This is a genomic window from Burkholderia sp. IO2 (assembly GCF_029522185.1).
Taxonomy (GTDB): Bacteria; Pseudomonadota; Gammaproteobacteria; order Burkholderiales; family Burkholderiaceae; genus Burkholderia; species Burkholderia cenocepacia.
On sequence record NZ_JAKWFH010000004.1, the window covers coordinates 114,381 to 129,956 of the forward strand.

The window sequence follows — 15,576 nt, forward strand, 5'->3', positions numbered from 1 at the left end:
TCGGGGGGCGGCCGCGCGGGGACGCACGCCGCCATGTCATTCAGTCGGCGAGACGGTGAAACGGCTCACGCGAATTCGGCAACCGCACGGCGTTCGAGCAGTCGCTCGCCGCGCGCCGGCAGGCCGAGCTTGCGGCGGCCCTCGGCCGGCGTCAGCACGCGGCCGCCGAGGCGTTCGACGATCTCGCGGGCGCGTTCGACGAGCGTGCCGTTGGTCGCATGCACGCCGCGGTCGAGCCAGATGTTGTCTTCGAGGCCCACGCGCACGTGGCCGCCGAGCAGCATCGCCTGCGCGACCATCGGCATCTGCATGCGGCCGATCCCGAAGCCGGCCCAGTGCGCGCCCGGCGGCAGGTTGTCGACCATCGCCTTCATCGTGCCCGTGTCGGCCGGCGCGCCCCACGGAATGCCGAGGCACAGCTGGAACAGCGGCGGATCGTCGAGCAGCCCTTCCTTCAGCAGCTGCTTCGCGAACCACAGATGGCCCGTATCGAAGATCTCCAGTTCCGGCTTCACGCCGAGTTCCTGGATGCGTTTCGCGCCGGCGCGCAACTGCGCGGGCGTCGACACGTAGATGTAGTCGCCGTCGCCGAAATTCAGCGTGCCGCAGTCGAGCGTGCAGATCTCGGGCAGCAGCTCCTCGACGTGCGCCAGGCGCGTGAGGCCGCCGACCAGGTCGGTCCCCTTGCCGAAGCGCATCGGGTCCTCGCCCGGGCCGATCTCGAGATCGCCGCCCATCCCGGCCGTCAGGTTGATGATCACGTCGACGTCGGCCGAGCGGATGCGGTCGACCACCTCGCGATACAGGTTCGGGTCGCGGCTGCCGCGCCCCGTCTGCGGATCGCGCACGTGGCAGTGGGCGACCGTCGCGCCGGCCTTCGCGGCTTCGATCGCGGCGGCCGCGATCTCCTTCGGCGTGACCGGAATCGCCGGATGCTTGCCGACCGTATCGCCCGCGCCCGTGACGGCGCAGGTGATGATGACTTCGTGGTTCATGCTGGATGCCTCGCTTGATTCGGGTTGTGTCGCATTGCAGATAGCGCGTGGGCGCCGGCCGTTACAGGCCGAGATACGCCTTCACGGCAGGCAGGCCGTCCTTGCCGTCGAACGTCTTGACGCCCGCGAGCCACGGATCGAGCACCTGCGGGTTCTTCTTCAGGTATGCCTTCGCGGCCTCGGCCGGCTTGGTCTTGTTCATCACCGACTGCATCAGCTGGTTCTCGAGCTGCGTCGAGAAGCGCAGGTTCGTCACGAGCTTGCCCGCGTTCGGGCAACGCGCGATGAAGTCGGGCGCGGTCAGCGTGTACACGCGCGCTTCGCCGTAGTTCGGGCCGAACGCCGCGTCGCCGCCGGACAGGTAGTTCATGCTGAGCTGGATGTTCATCGGATGCGGCTCCCACCCGAGAAACACGACCCACTTCTTGTCGCGGATCGCGCGCTCGACCGTCACCAGCATCCCGGCCTCGCTCGATTCGACGAGCTTGAAGCCGCCGAGCCCGTACTGGTTCGTGTCGATCATCTTCTGGATCGTCGCGTTCGCGCTGCTGCCCGGCTCGATCCCGTAGATCTTGCCGTCGAGCTCCGCACGATGCTTCGCGATGTCGTCGAAGGTCTTCAGGCCGGCCTGGTATTCATAGCTCGGCACCGCGAGCGTCGCCTTCGCGCCGGACAGGTTCGGCGGTTCGACGACGTTGATCGACTTGCTGTCGAGGAACGGTTGCAGTTGCTTCTGCTGCACGGGCCACCAGTAGCCGAGCGACACGTCGAGCTGCTTGCTCTTGAGGCCGGCGAACGAGATCGGCACCGACGCGATCGTCGTGGTCGGCTTGTAGCCGAGCGCCTCGAACACGGTCGACGCGAGCGCGGTGGTCGACGTGATGTCGGTCCAGCCGATATCCGCGAAACGCACGGTGCGGCAGGTCGCGGCCTCCGTCTCGGCAAGCGCGGCGTTCGTGAACGCGCCGGTCGCCAGCACGGCCGCGGCGAGCGCGGCGATCTTCGTCGACTTCATGGTTCGATTCCTCCCGGTTGGTCTCGCGGCAGCCGGTGCGCGGAGTGTGCGCCGGCCTGCATCGTGGGAGTAAAAGTAACGAGCCATATTCGCCGCGAGAAGACCGGCGGCGACCTGTTCTTGCCTGTTTGCGACTATGAGTGGAAACCACTAGCTTGCGCTTGAGGCTTTCCTGACGGGGGTTTGGGGTTTTTTGGGGGATCGGCGGGATTGCCCGGAAGCGGCGCACGCCTTTCGATTCTGCCACGGCCTTGCTGACAGACTTCCGACACGTCGCCGGATGCCGTGGGCGGGCCCTATGCTGGAAGCCGCCGGGCGATCGCGCGCGGCCCGCCAGTTGCCGCGCCGCCCCGGGCCCGGGTACTGCGTATCACTGAAATGGACGGAGACGAACATGACCGGCCGTCGCGATGTCCGTCTCCGGTTTCTTCGGCCAGGAGCAATACGATGCTTGTCGCTTTCTTCGTCGTCGCCCTTTTTGCCATCATCGTGGCCATGCATCGCGGCGTGACGCGCGGTGCGAATGCGAAACTTGGCGCGCGATTCGACGCGGAAGGCCCGCGCGGCGAGCTATCGCGGCGGTTGATGCGCGACGCGGGGTACCGCGTCTGAGTCATGACGTCGGTTCGATCGAACCCGCGTGTCGATCAGGAAGCGCGCCGTTCAGCCCGCCGTCACCACCCGTGCGAACGCCTGCGCCAGCACCGTCGGCTGCGCCGGCAGCACCAGCGCGCATACCGACTTCGCGTCTTCATCGGAAATCGGCACGAACACGACGCCGTCGATCCCGACGCTCGCCATCCGCGCCGGCACGATCGCCACGCCCCGGCCGGCCGCGACGAGATTCAGCATCGACGTCTTCGGCGACACGATCCGCGCGGCCACCGGCACGAAGCCCCGCTTCAGGCACAGATCGATGACGACGCGCGCGAGGCCGCCCCGCTCGCGATACACGGCCGACACGAACGGCTCCCGCCGCAACCGCGCGATCGCGATGCGCTTGCGGCCCGCGAGCGCGTGATCGGCAGGCACCGCCACGCACAGGCGCTCGGCCGCCAGTTCGACGAAGCGCACGCGTGCATCGCGCCGCAGCACCGGCAGCCGAACGATCCCGATATCGGCATGGCCGTTCGCGATTTCGGTCACCTGATCCTCGGACGACGCGCGGTCGAGATCGATCCGCGCGCCCGGACAATCCCGCATGAAGCGGTCGAGATCCGGCATCAGGCTGCTGACGGGCACGGTACTGGAATGCAGCAGCCGCAGCACGCCGGCTTCCCCGCGCGACAATTGCGAGCCTTCGTCGGCAGCCGCCGTCAGCGTGGCGGGGATCGACGCCACGCGCTCGCGGTAGATCGCGCCGGCCGGCGTGAGCCGCACGCCCCTTGGCTCGCGGTCGAACAGCACGAAACCGAGTTCGTCCTCGAGCTGGCCGATCTGCCGGCTGAGCGCCGACTGCGCGACATGAAGCGCGCCCGCGGCCGGCGTGAAGCCGCCGAGGTCCGCCACGGTCAGGAAATACTGGATTTGCCGGAGTGATGGCATGCTGAAACGAGATGGATGAGCGCCAGATTCGATATTTGCGTTATACCGGCGTGCTCCGCAGAATGAAAGCCTTCCGTGCCGGAATCACCGTTGCGGCCATCCTTGCGGAGCGTTCATCGTCGTGGCTACCCTCCTGTCTTACCTGCTGGTCGTGGCGGCCGGCATCAGCGTGGCGTTGCAGCAGGTGCTCAACGCGAACCTGCGTGCGCAGATCGGTTCACCGTGGTGGGCCGGCTCGGTCAGCTATCTCGTCGGCCTCGCCGCGATGCTGGCGGTCGCGTTGCTGTCGCCTCATCCGCGCCTGAGCGGCACGTTTTCCGGGGCGGGGTCGTGGTTCAGCTGGACGGGGGGAGTGTTCGGCGCGGTATTCGTCGGCGTCGCGATCCTGATGGTGCCGCGCCTGGGCGCGGCGACGACGCTCGCGCTGATCGTCGTCGGCCAGATGACCGGCGCGCTCGTGTTCGACCACTTCGGCGTACTGGGCATCCAGCAGCATTCGGCGAGCCCGATCCGCGTCGCGGGCGCGGCGTGCCTCATCCTCGGGGTCGTGCTGATCCGCGCTTGACAGCGCGTGCGTGCGTTCCCGATCCGCCGGCCACGCACGCGCTCGCCGCGACGCTCACGCGTAGTTCATCATCACCGACTTGCTTTCCGTGTACTGGTCGATCACCGCGCGACCGAGTTCGCGGCCGAAGCCCGACTGCTTCATCCCGCCGAACGGCAGCGCGTTGTCGAGCAGCGAGTGGCAGTTGACCCACACGGTCCCCGCGGCAATACGCGGGACCAGCTTGTGGATCGCGGACAGATCGTTCGACCAGATGCTCGCGCCGAGGCCGTACGGCGTGTCGTTCGCGAGCTGCACGGCCGTATCGACGTCGTCGAACGGCATCGCGACGAGCACCGGCCCGAAGATCTCCTCGCGCACCACGCGCATCGCCTGCGTCGTATCCACCAGCACCGTCGGTTCGACGAAGAAGCCGGGGCCGTCGATCGCGCGGCCGCCCGCAGCGGCACGCGCGCCCTCGCCGAACCCCGAGTCGATGTAACCGCACACGCGCTCGCGCTGCTTCGCCGAGACGAGCGGGCCGATCTGCGTTGCCGGGTCCATCCCCGGGCCGATCTTCAGGCTCGCGGCGATCTTCGCGACGCGCTCGATCACGCCGTCGAACACCTTCGAATGGATGTAGGCGCGCGAGCCGGCCGTGCACACCTGCCCCTGGTTGAAGAAGATCGCGTTCGCGACGCCCTGGGCGGCCTTGTCGAGATCGACGTCGGGCAGCACGATCACCGGTGACTTGCCGCCGAGTTCCAGCGACATCCGCGTCATGTTGTCGAGCGCCGCGTGGCCGATCGTCTTGCCCGTCTGCGTCGATCCGGTGAACGCGATCTTGTCGATGCGCGGATCGCGCGACAACGCGGCGCCCGCCGTGTGACCGTAGCCGGTGACGATATTGACGACACCGGCCGGAAACCCGGCCGCCTGGATCAGCTCGCCCAGCCGCAGCGCGCTCAACGGCGTATCCTCGGCAGGCTTCAGCACGACGGTGCAGCCGGTCGCGAGCGCCGGCGCGATTTTCCACGCGGCCATCAGCAGCGGGAAATTCCACGGGATGATCGCGCCGACCACGCCCACGGGTTCCTTTCTCGTATAGGCGAAGATCTCGCTGTCCGGCAGGTACGGCATGCCGGCATCGATCACGCTGCCTTCGATCTTCGTCGCCCAGCCGGCCATGTAACGGAAGCACTGCGCGGCCATCGCGACGTCGAGCCCCTGCGCGACCATCACCGGCTTGCCGTTGTCGAGCGATTCGATCTCGGCCAGCTCGCGCGCGTTGGCTTCGATCAGGTCGGCCAGCACGAGCATCAGGCGCTCGCGGTCGGTGGTCTTCGCGGTGCGCCACGGGCCCGCATCGAAGGCGCGGCGCGCGGCGGCGACCGCCTGCTGCACGTCGCGCTCGTCCGCTTCGGGCACGCGCGCAATCACGGTGCCGTCGGCCGGGTTCACCACATCGAGCTGGCGGCCCGACGCGGCATCGCTCCATTCGGCGCCGATCAGCATCTGCTTCGGCTTCGCGAGAAACGCGCGCGTCGCGTCGAGCAGCGCAAAGGTTTCGTTCGTCTCCATGTTCACGTTTCCTTCATTCGTTGAGTGAGTCGGTCAGTAGCGATCCGTAACGCCGTCGATGCCGCGCGCCTGCAACGCGCGGACGAGACCAGCGCGCTCGGTCGCGACGTCGGACAGCGCGGGGCGGCGGTGCGCGGCGACTTCCGCGGCCGTATAAGGCTTGAAGTCGCGCGGCAATGCATCGCGGTTCATCGTCGTGAGCACCCAGTTCAGCACGTCGGCCAGTTCCCGATCCGACAGCGCCGAGTTCGACGCGCCGGGCACGCGCATCACGTACTCGCGCCCGGCCGGCACATGCGTGAAATAGCCGAGCGAATTCGCGAGCGGCGGCACCTTGCCGGGAATGCCGCCGCCCGTCGCCGTGTGACAGCCCATGCAGTTGAGCACCCAGTGTTGCCGGGCGAGCGCGGCGTCGGCCGCGCCGTCGGCCTGTGCGGGCGTAGCAAACGCGCACGCCGACGCGCCCGCCAGCAGCAGCCAGCCCGACACGCGACGCGCCACGCTGCCCAGCCGCGACGCCGCCGCGCAGCGCGTGCGCCGCGCCGGCGAGCACGCGCCGCTCACAGGCCGAGCCCCTTGATCACCACCGCGCGCTGCGCATGCACGGCCGCGCCGTCCATCGGCTTCGCGCGCGCCGCCCGGATATCGGCCGCGGTGAACGGTTTCGCGTCACCGTGCTGCGCATCGAGGTCGAACACGACGTAATTGAGCAAGTGCGCGATGTCGTCGTCGCTCGCGCTCGCGAACGACGGCATCTTGAAGTTGTAGCGCTTGTCGTGCACCTCGATCTCGCCGAACATCCCGTGCAGCAGCGTCGCGATCAGTTGAGCACGCCCGGCTTCCACCGTCGCGTACTTGCCCGGATACTCGGTCAGCGGCGGTGCGAGGCCGTCCTGCCCTTTCCCGCCCGCCTGGTGGCACACCGCGCACTGCGCGTCGAACAGGCCTTTCCCGGCCGGGTAACGCACGGTTTCCTGTGCGTTGCCCGCGCCGGGCAACGCGAAGGCCGTCGCGACCGTCATGCATGCAACGATGCGCTTTCCTGCTTGCTTCACTTTCATTGCTTCGCCGCTCCCAGCAGAACCGAAACCGAACAGTGGTAATTCGAGTTACCGTTCGCCATGCACCAGTTGATGTCGTTGTTCAGCGACAGCTTGTACAGCGGCTTCTCGCGCTCGTTGCGGTTGCAGAAGCACTTGCCGCACGAGGTCTTGCCGCAGCAGTCGTTGTACGACACGATGTAGTCCGACCCGTCGTGCGGGTTGCGGCAGGTGCCGATCCACGTGATCGGCGAAGGCGTCGTGCCCGGCGGGCAACTGCTCGACGTGCCGCCGCAGCAGCTGCAGAGCCAGCCGTCGATCGCGCAGTATTTCCAGTAGTCGCAGCTCATCGGATCGTCGCTCGCACCCGCGGCGGCGGTGCCGGATGCGCCCGACGGACCCGACGCCGCATCGGCCGCATACGCGGTGCGATCGACGGGCAGCAACGGCAGCAGCGCCGAACCGACCAGCACCTTGCCGAGCCTTGCCATCGCGCTGCGCCGCGAACTGTGCTGCGCGACGCCGCGCGCCGACCGCTCGAACCATGAATCAAACACGCCCATGTCGTCGTTCTCCAATGACGTTGAAAAAGGTTCGGCCGGTCATGCGTGCTGCGCGTGCGCGTCGTGCGCATCGTGGCTGTGATCGCCGTGCACGAACTGCTGCAGCGACGCGACGCCGCGCTCCTTCGCCTCGAACAGGCTCTCCAGGTGCTCGCGCGTGTTGACGAGCCCCTTCGCGCGCACGGTGCCGGTTTCGTCGAGCAGCACCGCATACGGCAGCTTGCCGATCTGGTACGCGAGGCCGAGCTCCTGCGACAGCACGTACGGGAAGCGCCCGAGGTCGTGCTTTCGCGCGAAGCGCGTGTGTTCGTCGGCATCGCCGTCGCTCGCGAGCACGATGTTCACGGGCGTCGCTTCGCTGGCCTGCAGCGACGGCAGCAGCGGCAGCAGCTTCTTGCAGACGGGGCACGTCGGCGACAGGAAGAACAGCAGCGTGGCCTTGCCTGAGGCGTCGATGCCGCCGACCTTCACGTGCGCGCCGCGAATGTCGGTCAGTTCGAACGTCGGCGCGATCGCGCCGACGGCCGGCCCCTTGTCGATCATCAGCGCGCCGGCCGGCATGATGCGTTCGTACAGGATGCCGATCTGGCGCACCAGCGCGAGGCAGATCGCGCCGAGCGCGAGGACGGCCACCCACAGCAGGGCGGTGGAAACGGTGAGAGCGGTTTGCATCATGAATTCCTCAGGTGGGAAAGGCGCGGGACGTTGGCGAGCAGCACGTCGACGGTGAGCAGCGCGCAGACGATCAGCAGCACGGAGAAGAACAGCGTCAGGTAGTCGAACCACACGACGACGCGCGTGCCCGGCTCGACGAACGCGGTCGCGGCCAGCGCGACGAGCAGCAGCACGCGGCCGACATGCAGCCAGCCGATGCCGCGCGGTGCGTCCGCACGGGCGGCGGTGAAGCCGGAACAGCCGCAGTCGATGTCGGTGTGGCCGCGCAGCAGGTTGATCGCGAGCCCGGCCGCGAACGCCAGGAGCAGCGCGATCAGGCCGATCGCGCCGGCCGTGCGCGTGTCGGGAAACAGCAGCGCCGCGGCGCCGAGCGCTTCCGCGAGCGGAAGCGCGAACGCGACGGGCGCGGTCAGCGCGTCGGGCAGCAGCCGGTAGCCGGCGAGTGCCTGGCGAAATTCGGCGGGCCGACGCATCTTCGCGAAGGCGCCGAGCAGCACCACGACGGCCGCGCCGGCCTGCGCGCTGGTGGCGAGTACGGGATCGAGGGTCATCGCGGCCTCACGGGTTGACGAGCAGCGACGACGTGTTGCCGATCTGCTTCTCGACGTGCTGCAGCGCGCCGGTACGCGCATCCATCACGACGAGATCGGAGGTCGCCGTCAGCCCGTAGAACAGCGGCTTGTCGTCCTCGCTGACCTGGATCGACACGAGCGGCTCGACCTTCTGCTGCGCGAGATCCCAGCGCGCGACGCGCTGCTTCGACTTCAGGTCGTACACCCACACCTGCGTGCCGGGATCCTTGTGCGACCCGTCGGCGCCCTTGTGCATCAGCACGTAGTAACGGTTCTGCTTCGCCTGCACGGCCGTCTGCTGCATGCCGCCCGGCCGCCAGCCTTCGGCGCGCTCGGCGTCCGTCAGCAGCGACCACGGCTTGCCGAATGCCGGCTTGTCGCCGCTGAAATCGGCGCTGCGCACGTTGCCGACGTAGGTGGTGAACAGGTAATCGCCCTTGTACCGCGACGCGTTCACGAACGCCGGATCCTTGTCGACGTCGATGAACGCGTCCGACATCGTGCGCTTCGCCTCCTTGCCGTTCGCGTCGAGCGTGACGGTCAGCGCCTTGCCGCTTTCGCACAGCGCGGTGAAGCGGTCGTTACCGGCCGGATACGCGAGCACGCATGCGGCCGTGTCGATCTCCGACAGCACCTTCTTCGATACGGCGTCGATCACGGTCACCGAGGCGGCCGGCGTGATGTTCGCGACGTACAACCGCTTGCCGTCGGCGCTGAACGCGGTGTTGTACGGCGACGGCACGTGCTGCGCATGCTTCGCCGGAATCACGATCTCGCCCGCATGATCGAGCGTCGTGTTGTCGATGATTTCGACGACGTCGGTACGCGTGCCGTGCGAGCCGCGCGAGAAGTAGGTCGTCGCGACGACACTCGCTTTGCGGTCGGGCGCGATCGCGAAGCCGGGACCGAAGCCGCCGTCGATCTGGCCGAGCAGCTTCTTCGCGTCGGCGTCGTAGACGTAGATGCGCCCGTCCGTCATCGACGGCATCGAGATGTCGACGATATAGATCTCGTGCGGATGCCACGGCGGCATCTTCTGCACGACCAGTTCCTCGGGTTTTTCCGTCGCGTTCGCGCTGCCGGCCCATGCCGCCGCCAACGCCAGCGTCGCCGCGAGCGCCGCGGTTCGTCGCCTTGTCCTCATGCCGCCTCCAGTGGGAATTCACGTTATGTGGGGCGACTGTAGTTCGACAATAAATGCCGTCAGCACCCGGACCGGCAACGTGTGCGTGCCGATTCGGGATATTGGAAATGCGTGTGAAAGCCGCGCGGCCGCGTGCCTTCCGACCCTCTGAAACACCCGCGCGGAATAGCGCTCGCCCTGATTGCGCCGACCGCTCGGTCGGTTTAATCTTGCGCGGTCCGAACGATCGCCGGAGGCACCGTGCTCGTGTTACATCAGAGGTTCGACGACGCAGACCGGCATGCCGAGGCGCTGCGCGGCTGGAACCAGCGTTACGACCAGATCGGTTCCGGCGCGTATCGCAGCGCGGTCAAACACGCGGTGCTCGACGGCGTGCAGCTGTTCCAGGAAACGGCAAACGTGCGCATCATCCAGCGCGGATGTCTGCCACACGGCCATACGGTGTTCGGGATGCCGCTCACCGGCTCGGGCGCCTTCGCGTTCGGCGGCGCGCGCGTCGAGCGCGGCACGATCGTGATGGCGCGTGGCGGCACACCGTTCGAACTCCATTCACCGGACGAGATGTCGCTGATCGGGGTGGTCGTCCACCCCGAACTGATGCAGCAGATCGAAGATGCCGCCGACGTCCGGCTGGACGCACGCACGCTGCGGCACGGCGTCGTGGAGGTGCCGGTCGCCGCGCGCGAACGTGCGAGCATGCAACTCGCGACGCTGCTCGAGCGCGTGCTGTCGGCACCCGATACGTTCGACGCGGCACGCGCGCAGTGCGCGATCCGCGCCGAGGTCGGCAATGTGCTGGTCGATCTCCTCACGTACCGGATGCCCGAGCCGCCGAACCGGCTCACGCACGCATGCCACGCCGACATCGTGCGCCGCGTGCATGACTACGTGATCGAGCACCCGGAAGCGCCCGTCGACATCCTGAGCCTGTGCGCGCAACTGCGCGTCAGCCGGCGCACGATGCAGAACAGCTTCCAGTCGGTCGTGCAGACGGGCCCGCTCAACTACACACGCTCGCTGCGCCTCGCGCAAGTCCGACGCCTGCTGCTCGACACGCGGCAATCCGACCTGCCGATCAGCGAGGCGGCCGCACGCTGGGGCTTCATTCATCTCGGGCATTTCGCGAAAGCGTACAAGGCCCAGTTCGGCGAACTGCCGTCGGCAACGGCGCGCCGCACGATGCGCGACGCAAAAACGCGCTGAGCACCGGCAAAACCCGCGATAATCCCGGCTTGACCGTTCTGCGCCTGCGAACCGGGCGCGGCCCACGCCGGCTCGCTCGGCGCGTCGCGCGATACGCGACGACCACCGGATTCGATCCCCTGCCCCGATGCCCGAGGATTTCCATTTCCTGCTGCTGCCCGGCTTTTCCGCGCTCGGCTTCATGTCCGCGGTCGAGCCGCTGCGCGTCGCGAACCGCTTTCGCACCGAACTGTATCGCTGGCACGTGATCAGCGCGGACGGCGCGCCCGTCACCGCGAGCAACGGCATTCCGGTCGCCGCCGAGGCCGCGTGCGCGGACGTCCCGCAGGTCGATACGGTATTCGTCGTCGCGGGCTTCGATCCGCTCGTGTGCTACACGCGCACGCTCGGCGACTGGCTGCGCCGCCAGCACCGGCATGGTGCAACGCTCGGCGGCATCGATACGGGCAGCTTCGTGCTCGCGGAAGCCGGGCTGTTCGACGCGTCGCAGCCGCTCACGCTGCACTGGGAAGCGCTGGCCGCATTCCGCGAGCGCTATCCCGGCCTGAATGCGACGCAGGAGCTGTTCGAGATCGACGACCGGCGCATCACCTGTGCGGGCGGCACCGCGTCGATCGACATGATGCTCGACCTGATCGGTCGCCGGCACGGCGCCGACCTCGCGGCGGCGATCTCCGAGCAGTTCGTCGTGAGCCGCATCCGGCAACGCTCGGACAGCCAGCGGCTCGAGATCGCCGCGCGCTACGGCGTGCACAACCGCAAGCTGATCCAGGTGATCGGCACGATGCAGCGGCACATGGACAACCCGCTCGGCTCCGACGCGCTCGCGCGGGAAGTCTCGATCACGCGGCGCCAGCTCGAGCGGCTGTTCAGCGCGACGCTGAACGACACGCCGACGCACTTCTACCTGAACCTGCGTCTCGATCGCGCCCGCGAACTGCTGCAGCAGACCGACATGAGCATCACGTCGGTGTGCGTCGCGTGCGGCTTCGAATCGCCGTCGCATTTTTCGCGTACCTATCGCGCGCGATTCGGGATGAGCCCGCGCAGCGACCGGCGGGCGACACGCTGATCGTCGCAGCTTTTAATCACAATCCGGCGCGGTATTGCGCGTTCCGGCAGCGTTTCCCGCCGCCCGCTGAACAATGCCGGCGATTGATCGACCGACCGAAGCGATCGTCGAAAATAATTTGGAATGTCGCTGAAAATATTCTGTAACATACCAAAAAAAGTTAGATAGGCAGCCTAACGGACCGGCACGCCGCGTCTCGACGCGCATCGCGCCACGCAGGCTGCCAACCGATATCGATCCGATCCGAGGGGTATGACATGACGATGCTCGCTTCGCCGTCGCCGCACCTGCCTGCCGTTCGCATCCCTTCACGCGCGTCCCCCGCTTCGCCTGCCCGCTTCTTTTCGACCTGACATTTAGGTTTCCTTAGTCAGTCGAGACTCTCCACACCGCTTCGCCGCACCGGTTCCATCGAACCGGCGCGCGGGCCGTGTCGTGCCTGTTCGCCACGAGCGTGCGGGCGTGTCCAACCGTTGAGATGAGGATCACGTATGCAGACATCACGCAAAGCATTGCCGTTCGCCCTGGGTCTCGCGCTCGGTTTCGGCATCGTCGGCGGCACCGTGGCCGATACGAAAGTATCGAACCCGCAGGCCGCGAGCCTGCGCGAAAGCCTGACGCGCGGCGTCGCGCCGCCGGCCGCGAAGGCCGACACGGCCGCCGGGCAATTCCGCGCGGACGGCGTCGCCGTCACGCTGTACAACCCGGCCTACCGCGCCAGGAAGGCCGCCGCGACGCCTGCCGCCACCGCGCGCGACTTCGTCGCGTCGCAGGCGGCGCAACTCGGGCTCGACGCGGCCGCGCTCGCGAGCCTCGTCGTCACGTCGGAACGCAACGACGCCGACTTCACCGTCGTGCGCCTGCAGCAGCAAGCCGCCGGATTGCCCGTGTACGGCAGCGAGATCGCGGTGACCGTCGCGAAGGACGGCCGCATCCTGTACGTCGCGAGCAACACGATCAACGGCGTGGTCGCGACGACGCGCAAGTCGCAGGCCGTCGACCAGCAGCAGGCGCTCGACCGCGCCCGTGCGTATCTCGGCGTGAGCGGCTTCACGCATCTCGATGCGCAACTCGTCGCGTTCGTCGACAAGGCCGGCACGCATACCGCGTGGAAGGTGCGCGGCCGCCCGCAGGACGGCCCGAAGGGCGATTGGGAACTGCTGATCGATTCGGGCAGCGGCGAAGTGCTGCGCGCCGAGGACAAGGCGTTCTACGCGACCGACGGCACCGGCTTCGTGTTCCGCCCCGATCCGCTGTCGCCGACGAAAAGCAGCTACGGCAGCACGGGCTACAAGGACGGCAACGACGCCGACTCGACGCAGCTCACGGCCGCACGCGTGCGCGTGACGCTGAAGGATCTCGCGCAGTCGGGCACCCGCTACACGCTGACGGGCCCGTACGCGGCGTGCGTCGATTTCGATGCGCCGCTCGACAAGGCGTGCCCGTCGCAGTCGACGCCCGCGTTCGAATTCACGCGCGGCAACCTGTATTTCGAGGCCGTGAACGTGTACTACCACATCGACACGTTCCTGCGCTACGTGAACCAGACCCTCGGCATCAAGGCGTTGCCGTACCAGTACACGGGCGGCGTGCAGTACGACCCGCACGGCGAATCGGGCGACGACAACTCGTCGTATTCGTCGAGCAGCGGCCGGCTGACCTTCGGGCAAGGCGGCGTCGACGACGCGGAAGACGCGGACGTCGTGATCCACGAGCTCGGCCACGGTATCCACGACTGGATCACCAACGGCGGCCTGTCGCAACAGGAAGGCTTGTCGGAAGGCACCGGCGACTATCTCGCCGCCGCGTACAGCCGCGACTTCAACCAGTGGAGCCCGTCGGATGCGCAGTATCACTGGGTCTACAACTGGGACGGCCACAACGAGTTCTGGGGCGGCCGCGTAACCAACTGGAACGTCGGGCGCACCTATGCGCAGGCGCGCGGCGCGGAGATCCACACGGCCGGCCAGTACTGGGCGTCGTGCAACCTCGTCGCGCGCGACGCGATCGGCGCGCAGGCGATGGACAAGGCGTTCCTGAAGGGGCTGTCGATGACCAACGGCTCGACCAACCAGAAGGCCGCCGCGCAGGCCGTGCTGACGGCCGCGTCCGCGCTCGGCTACAGCAGCGCGCAGCTCACCGCGATCGGCAACGCGTACAACAAGAGCTGCACGTACGGCGTGACCGTCCCGCAGAAGTCGTAATACCGCAGCAGGCGGGAGCGCCTCGCACGATCTGCGGCGCGCTCCCTTCATCGACATCGCCATCCTCACGAGATCGACCATGCCTACTCTGAAACCGACCCGCCTGAGCGCCGCGCTGGGCGGCATGCTGCTGACCGCCGCCGCGCACGCGACACCCGTCTGGATCACGCTCGGCGACACCGCGTTCCGTCAGCTTCAACGCATCGATGCAAGCGCAACCGCGCAATACAGCACGACCGTCGACGCCGGCAAGGCGGCCGACGGCGCCGCGCGTCGCGAGACCGTTCACGTCGTCGAAATCGACGATTCCCGCCTCGGCGAACTGGCCCGCGCCGTCCACCACACGCGCGGCCACGGGCCCGGCTACGTCGTGCACGATTCGTTCGACGACGCACGCCAGGCGCTGCAACCGTTGCCGGCGACGCTCGCGAAACAGGCCGCCGCCGCGTACACGGTGTCGAACGTGCCGCAGATCGGTACGTGGGTCCAGCAACTGCAGGCCAGCAACATCGTCGGCACGATCACGTCGCTGTCCGGCTTCACGAACCGCTACTACACGACGTCGCACGGCGTCGCCGCGTCCGACTGGCTCGCGCTGCAGTGGAAGCAGCTGGCGGGGGCGCGCGCCGACATCACCGTCGAACAGGTCGCGCACACGGGCTTTCCGCAGAAATCCGTGATCCTGACGATCCGCGGCAGCGATCCGGCCGCGGGCACCGTCGTGCTCGGCGGCCACCTCGATTCGACCGTGGGCCGCACGACGGAGAACACGCGCTCGCCCGGCGCGGACGACGATGCGTCGGGCATCGCCAGCCTGACCGAGGCGCTGCGCGTGCTGCTCGCGAACAACTACCGGCCGAAACGGACGATCAAGTTCGTCGGGTATGCGGCCGAGGAAGCCGGGTTGCTCGGTTCGAAGGCGATCGCGAAGCAGTTCCGCACGCAGAATGCGAACGTGGTCGGCGTGCTACAGCTCGACATGACGAACTACAAGGGCGATCCGAAGGATATCTACCTGATCACCGACTACACGAACGCGGCGCAGAACACCTACGTGAAGAACCTCGCGGCGACCTACCTGCCGGAGCTCGCGGTCGGCACGTCGCAATGCGGCTATGCGTGCTCGGATCACGCGTCGTGGAATGCGCAGGGGTATCCGGCGTCATTCCCGTTCGAGGCCGACCAGAACGACAGCCCGTACATTCACACGGTGAACGACATGCTGGAGAACTCGGATCGCCAGGCCAACCATGCGCTGAAGTTCGGCAAGCTGGCGCTCGCCTACGCGGTCGATCTCGGCGGCCTTGCCGGCGCGACGGTCAAGCGCTGAGCGCCCTTCATCGAGCGGTTGTCGCGTTCGGCGACGAAACGGGCGTTCACCCGCACGGGTGCGCCCGTTCGAATACGTTGTCTCCGGCCGGCT

At 67.7% G+C, this 15,576-nt stretch carries 16 protein-coding genes; 6 read left to right on the plus strand and 10 right to left on the minus strand.

Annotated elements, in window-relative coordinates; all coding sequences use genetic code 11:
- Positions 1-65 precede the first annotated feature (65 nt).
- Positions 66-995 carry a 3-keto-5-aminohexanoate cleavage protein gene (locus MMB92_RS03860; RefSeq protein WP_006484708.1) on the minus strand — a complete coding sequence of 310 codons (930 nt, stop codon included), beginning with the start codon at positions 993-995 and terminating at the stop codon, positions 66-68.
- 61 nt (positions 996-1,056) lie between these two features.
- Positions 1,057-2,010, minus strand: coding sequence for a choline ABC transporter substrate-binding protein (locus tag MMB92_RS03865; RefSeq protein ID WP_062884928.1), 954 nt, complete (start codon positions 2,008-2,010; stop codon positions 1,057-1,059).
- 378 nt (positions 2,011-2,388) lie between these two features.
- Here MMB92_RS03865 and MMB92_RS03870 point away from each other — a divergent pair, with 378 nt between their 5' ends.
- Positions 2,389-2,622, plus strand: a complete 234-nt coding sequence (locus tag MMB92_RS03870) for a hypothetical protein (protein WP_124550714.1) — start codon at positions 2,389-2,391, stop codon at positions 2,620-2,622.
- Positions 2,623-2,673: 51 nt separating this feature from the next.
- Here MMB92_RS03870 and MMB92_RS03875 read toward each other — a convergent pair whose 3' ends face one another.
- Positions 2,674-3,555 (minus strand): LysR substrate-binding domain-containing protein, encoded by an 882-nt coding sequence (locus MMB92_RS03875; RefSeq protein ID WP_006484721.1) that lies wholly within the window; start codon positions 3,553-3,555, stop codon positions 2,674-2,676.
- A 121-nt stretch (positions 3,556-3,676) separates the two neighbouring features.
- Between MMB92_RS03875 and MMB92_RS03880 the strand changes: the two genes are divergently transcribed.
- Positions 3,677-4,120: a DMT family transporter gene (locus MMB92_RS03880; RefSeq protein WP_006498764.1), complete on the plus strand. Its 444-nt coding sequence runs from the start codon at positions 3,677-3,679 to the stop codon at positions 4,118-4,120.
- Between the two features lie 54 nt (positions 4,121-4,174).
- Here the strand turns inward: MMB92_RS03880 and MMB92_RS03885 are convergent, their stop codons facing one another.
- Genes MMB92_RS03885 through MMB92_RS03915 form a run of 7 tightly spaced genes read right to left on the minus strand, consistent with a single transcriptional unit; the run spans position 4,175 to position 9,674 of the window.
- Positions 4,175-5,680, minus strand: a complete 1,506-nt coding sequence (locus MMB92_RS03885; protein ID WP_058903448.1) for an aldehyde dehydrogenase family protein — start codon at positions 5,678-5,680, stop codon at positions 4,175-4,177.
- 33 nt (positions 5,681-5,713) lie between these two features.
- The gene (locus MMB92_RS03890) at positions 5,714-6,244 is read right to left on the minus strand and encodes a cytochrome c (RefSeq protein WP_058903449.1); all 531 of its coding nucleotides are present in this window, start codon (positions 6,242-6,244) and stop codon (positions 5,714-5,716) included.
- Positions 6,241-6,741, minus strand: coding sequence for a cytochrome c (locus tag MMB92_RS03895; protein ID WP_058903450.1), 501 nt, complete (start codon positions 6,739-6,741; stop codon positions 6,241-6,243). Before MMB92_RS03895 ends, MMB92_RS03890 begins: the two co-directional genes overlap by 4 nt.
- Positions 6,738-7,283, minus strand: a complete 546-nt coding sequence (locus MMB92_RS03900) for a methylamine dehydrogenase light chain (RefSeq protein ID WP_034201987.1) — start codon at positions 7,281-7,283, stop codon at positions 6,738-6,740. The genes MMB92_RS03895 and MMB92_RS03900 overlap by 4 nt, the downstream gene beginning before the upstream one ends.
- Positions 7,284-7,322: 39 nt before the next feature.
- Positions 7,323-7,958 (minus strand): methylamine dehydrogenase accessory protein MauD, encoded by a 636-nt coding sequence (gene mauD / locus MMB92_RS03905; RefSeq protein WP_043206082.1) that lies wholly within the window; start codon positions 7,956-7,958, stop codon positions 7,323-7,325.
- Positions 7,955-8,509 (minus strand): MauE/DoxX family redox-associated membrane protein, encoded by a 555-nt coding sequence (locus MMB92_RS03910; protein ID WP_124633251.1) that lies wholly within the window; start codon positions 8,507-8,509, stop codon positions 7,955-7,957. Before MMB92_RS03910 ends, mauD begins: the two co-directional genes overlap by 4 nt.
- Positions 8,510-8,516: 7 nt before the next feature.
- Positions 8,517-9,674 carry an amine dehydrogenase large subunit gene (locus MMB92_RS03915; RefSeq protein ID WP_060263711.1) on the minus strand — a complete coding sequence of 386 codons (1,158 nt, stop codon included), beginning with the start codon at positions 9,672-9,674 and terminating at the stop codon, positions 8,517-8,519.
- Positions 9,675-9,914: 240 nt separating this feature from the next.
- On the opposite strand from MMB92_RS03915, the gene MMB92_RS03920 reads away from it, so the two are divergent.
- The 4 genes from MMB92_RS03920 to MMB92_RS03935 all read left to right on the plus strand — a co-directional run bounded on the left by MMB92_RS03920 (position 9,915) and on the right by MMB92_RS03935 (position 15,483).
- The gene (locus MMB92_RS03920; RefSeq protein ID WP_060263707.1) at positions 9,915-10,877 is read left to right on the plus strand and encodes a helix-turn-helix domain-containing protein; all 963 of its coding nucleotides are present in this window, start codon (positions 9,915-9,917) and stop codon (positions 10,875-10,877) included.
- A 127-nt stretch (positions 10,878-11,004) separates the two neighbouring features.
- Positions 11,005-11,949 (plus strand): GlxA family transcriptional regulator, encoded by a 945-nt coding sequence (locus MMB92_RS03925; protein WP_006483802.1) that lies wholly within the window; start codon positions 11,005-11,007, stop codon positions 11,947-11,949.
- Positions 11,950-12,440: 491 nt separating this feature from the next.
- Positions 12,441-14,153, plus strand: a complete 1,713-nt coding sequence (locus tag MMB92_RS03930) for a M36 family metallopeptidase (protein WP_048985100.1) — start codon at positions 12,441-12,443, stop codon at positions 14,151-14,153.
- A 79-nt stretch (positions 14,154-14,232) separates the two neighbouring features.
- Entirely contained in the window at positions 14,233-15,483 is a 1,251-nt protein-coding gene (locus MMB92_RS03935; RefSeq protein WP_277562540.1) for a M20/M25/M40 family metallo-hydrolase, read from the plus strand.
- Positions 15,484-15,576: the final 93 nt, after the last annotated feature.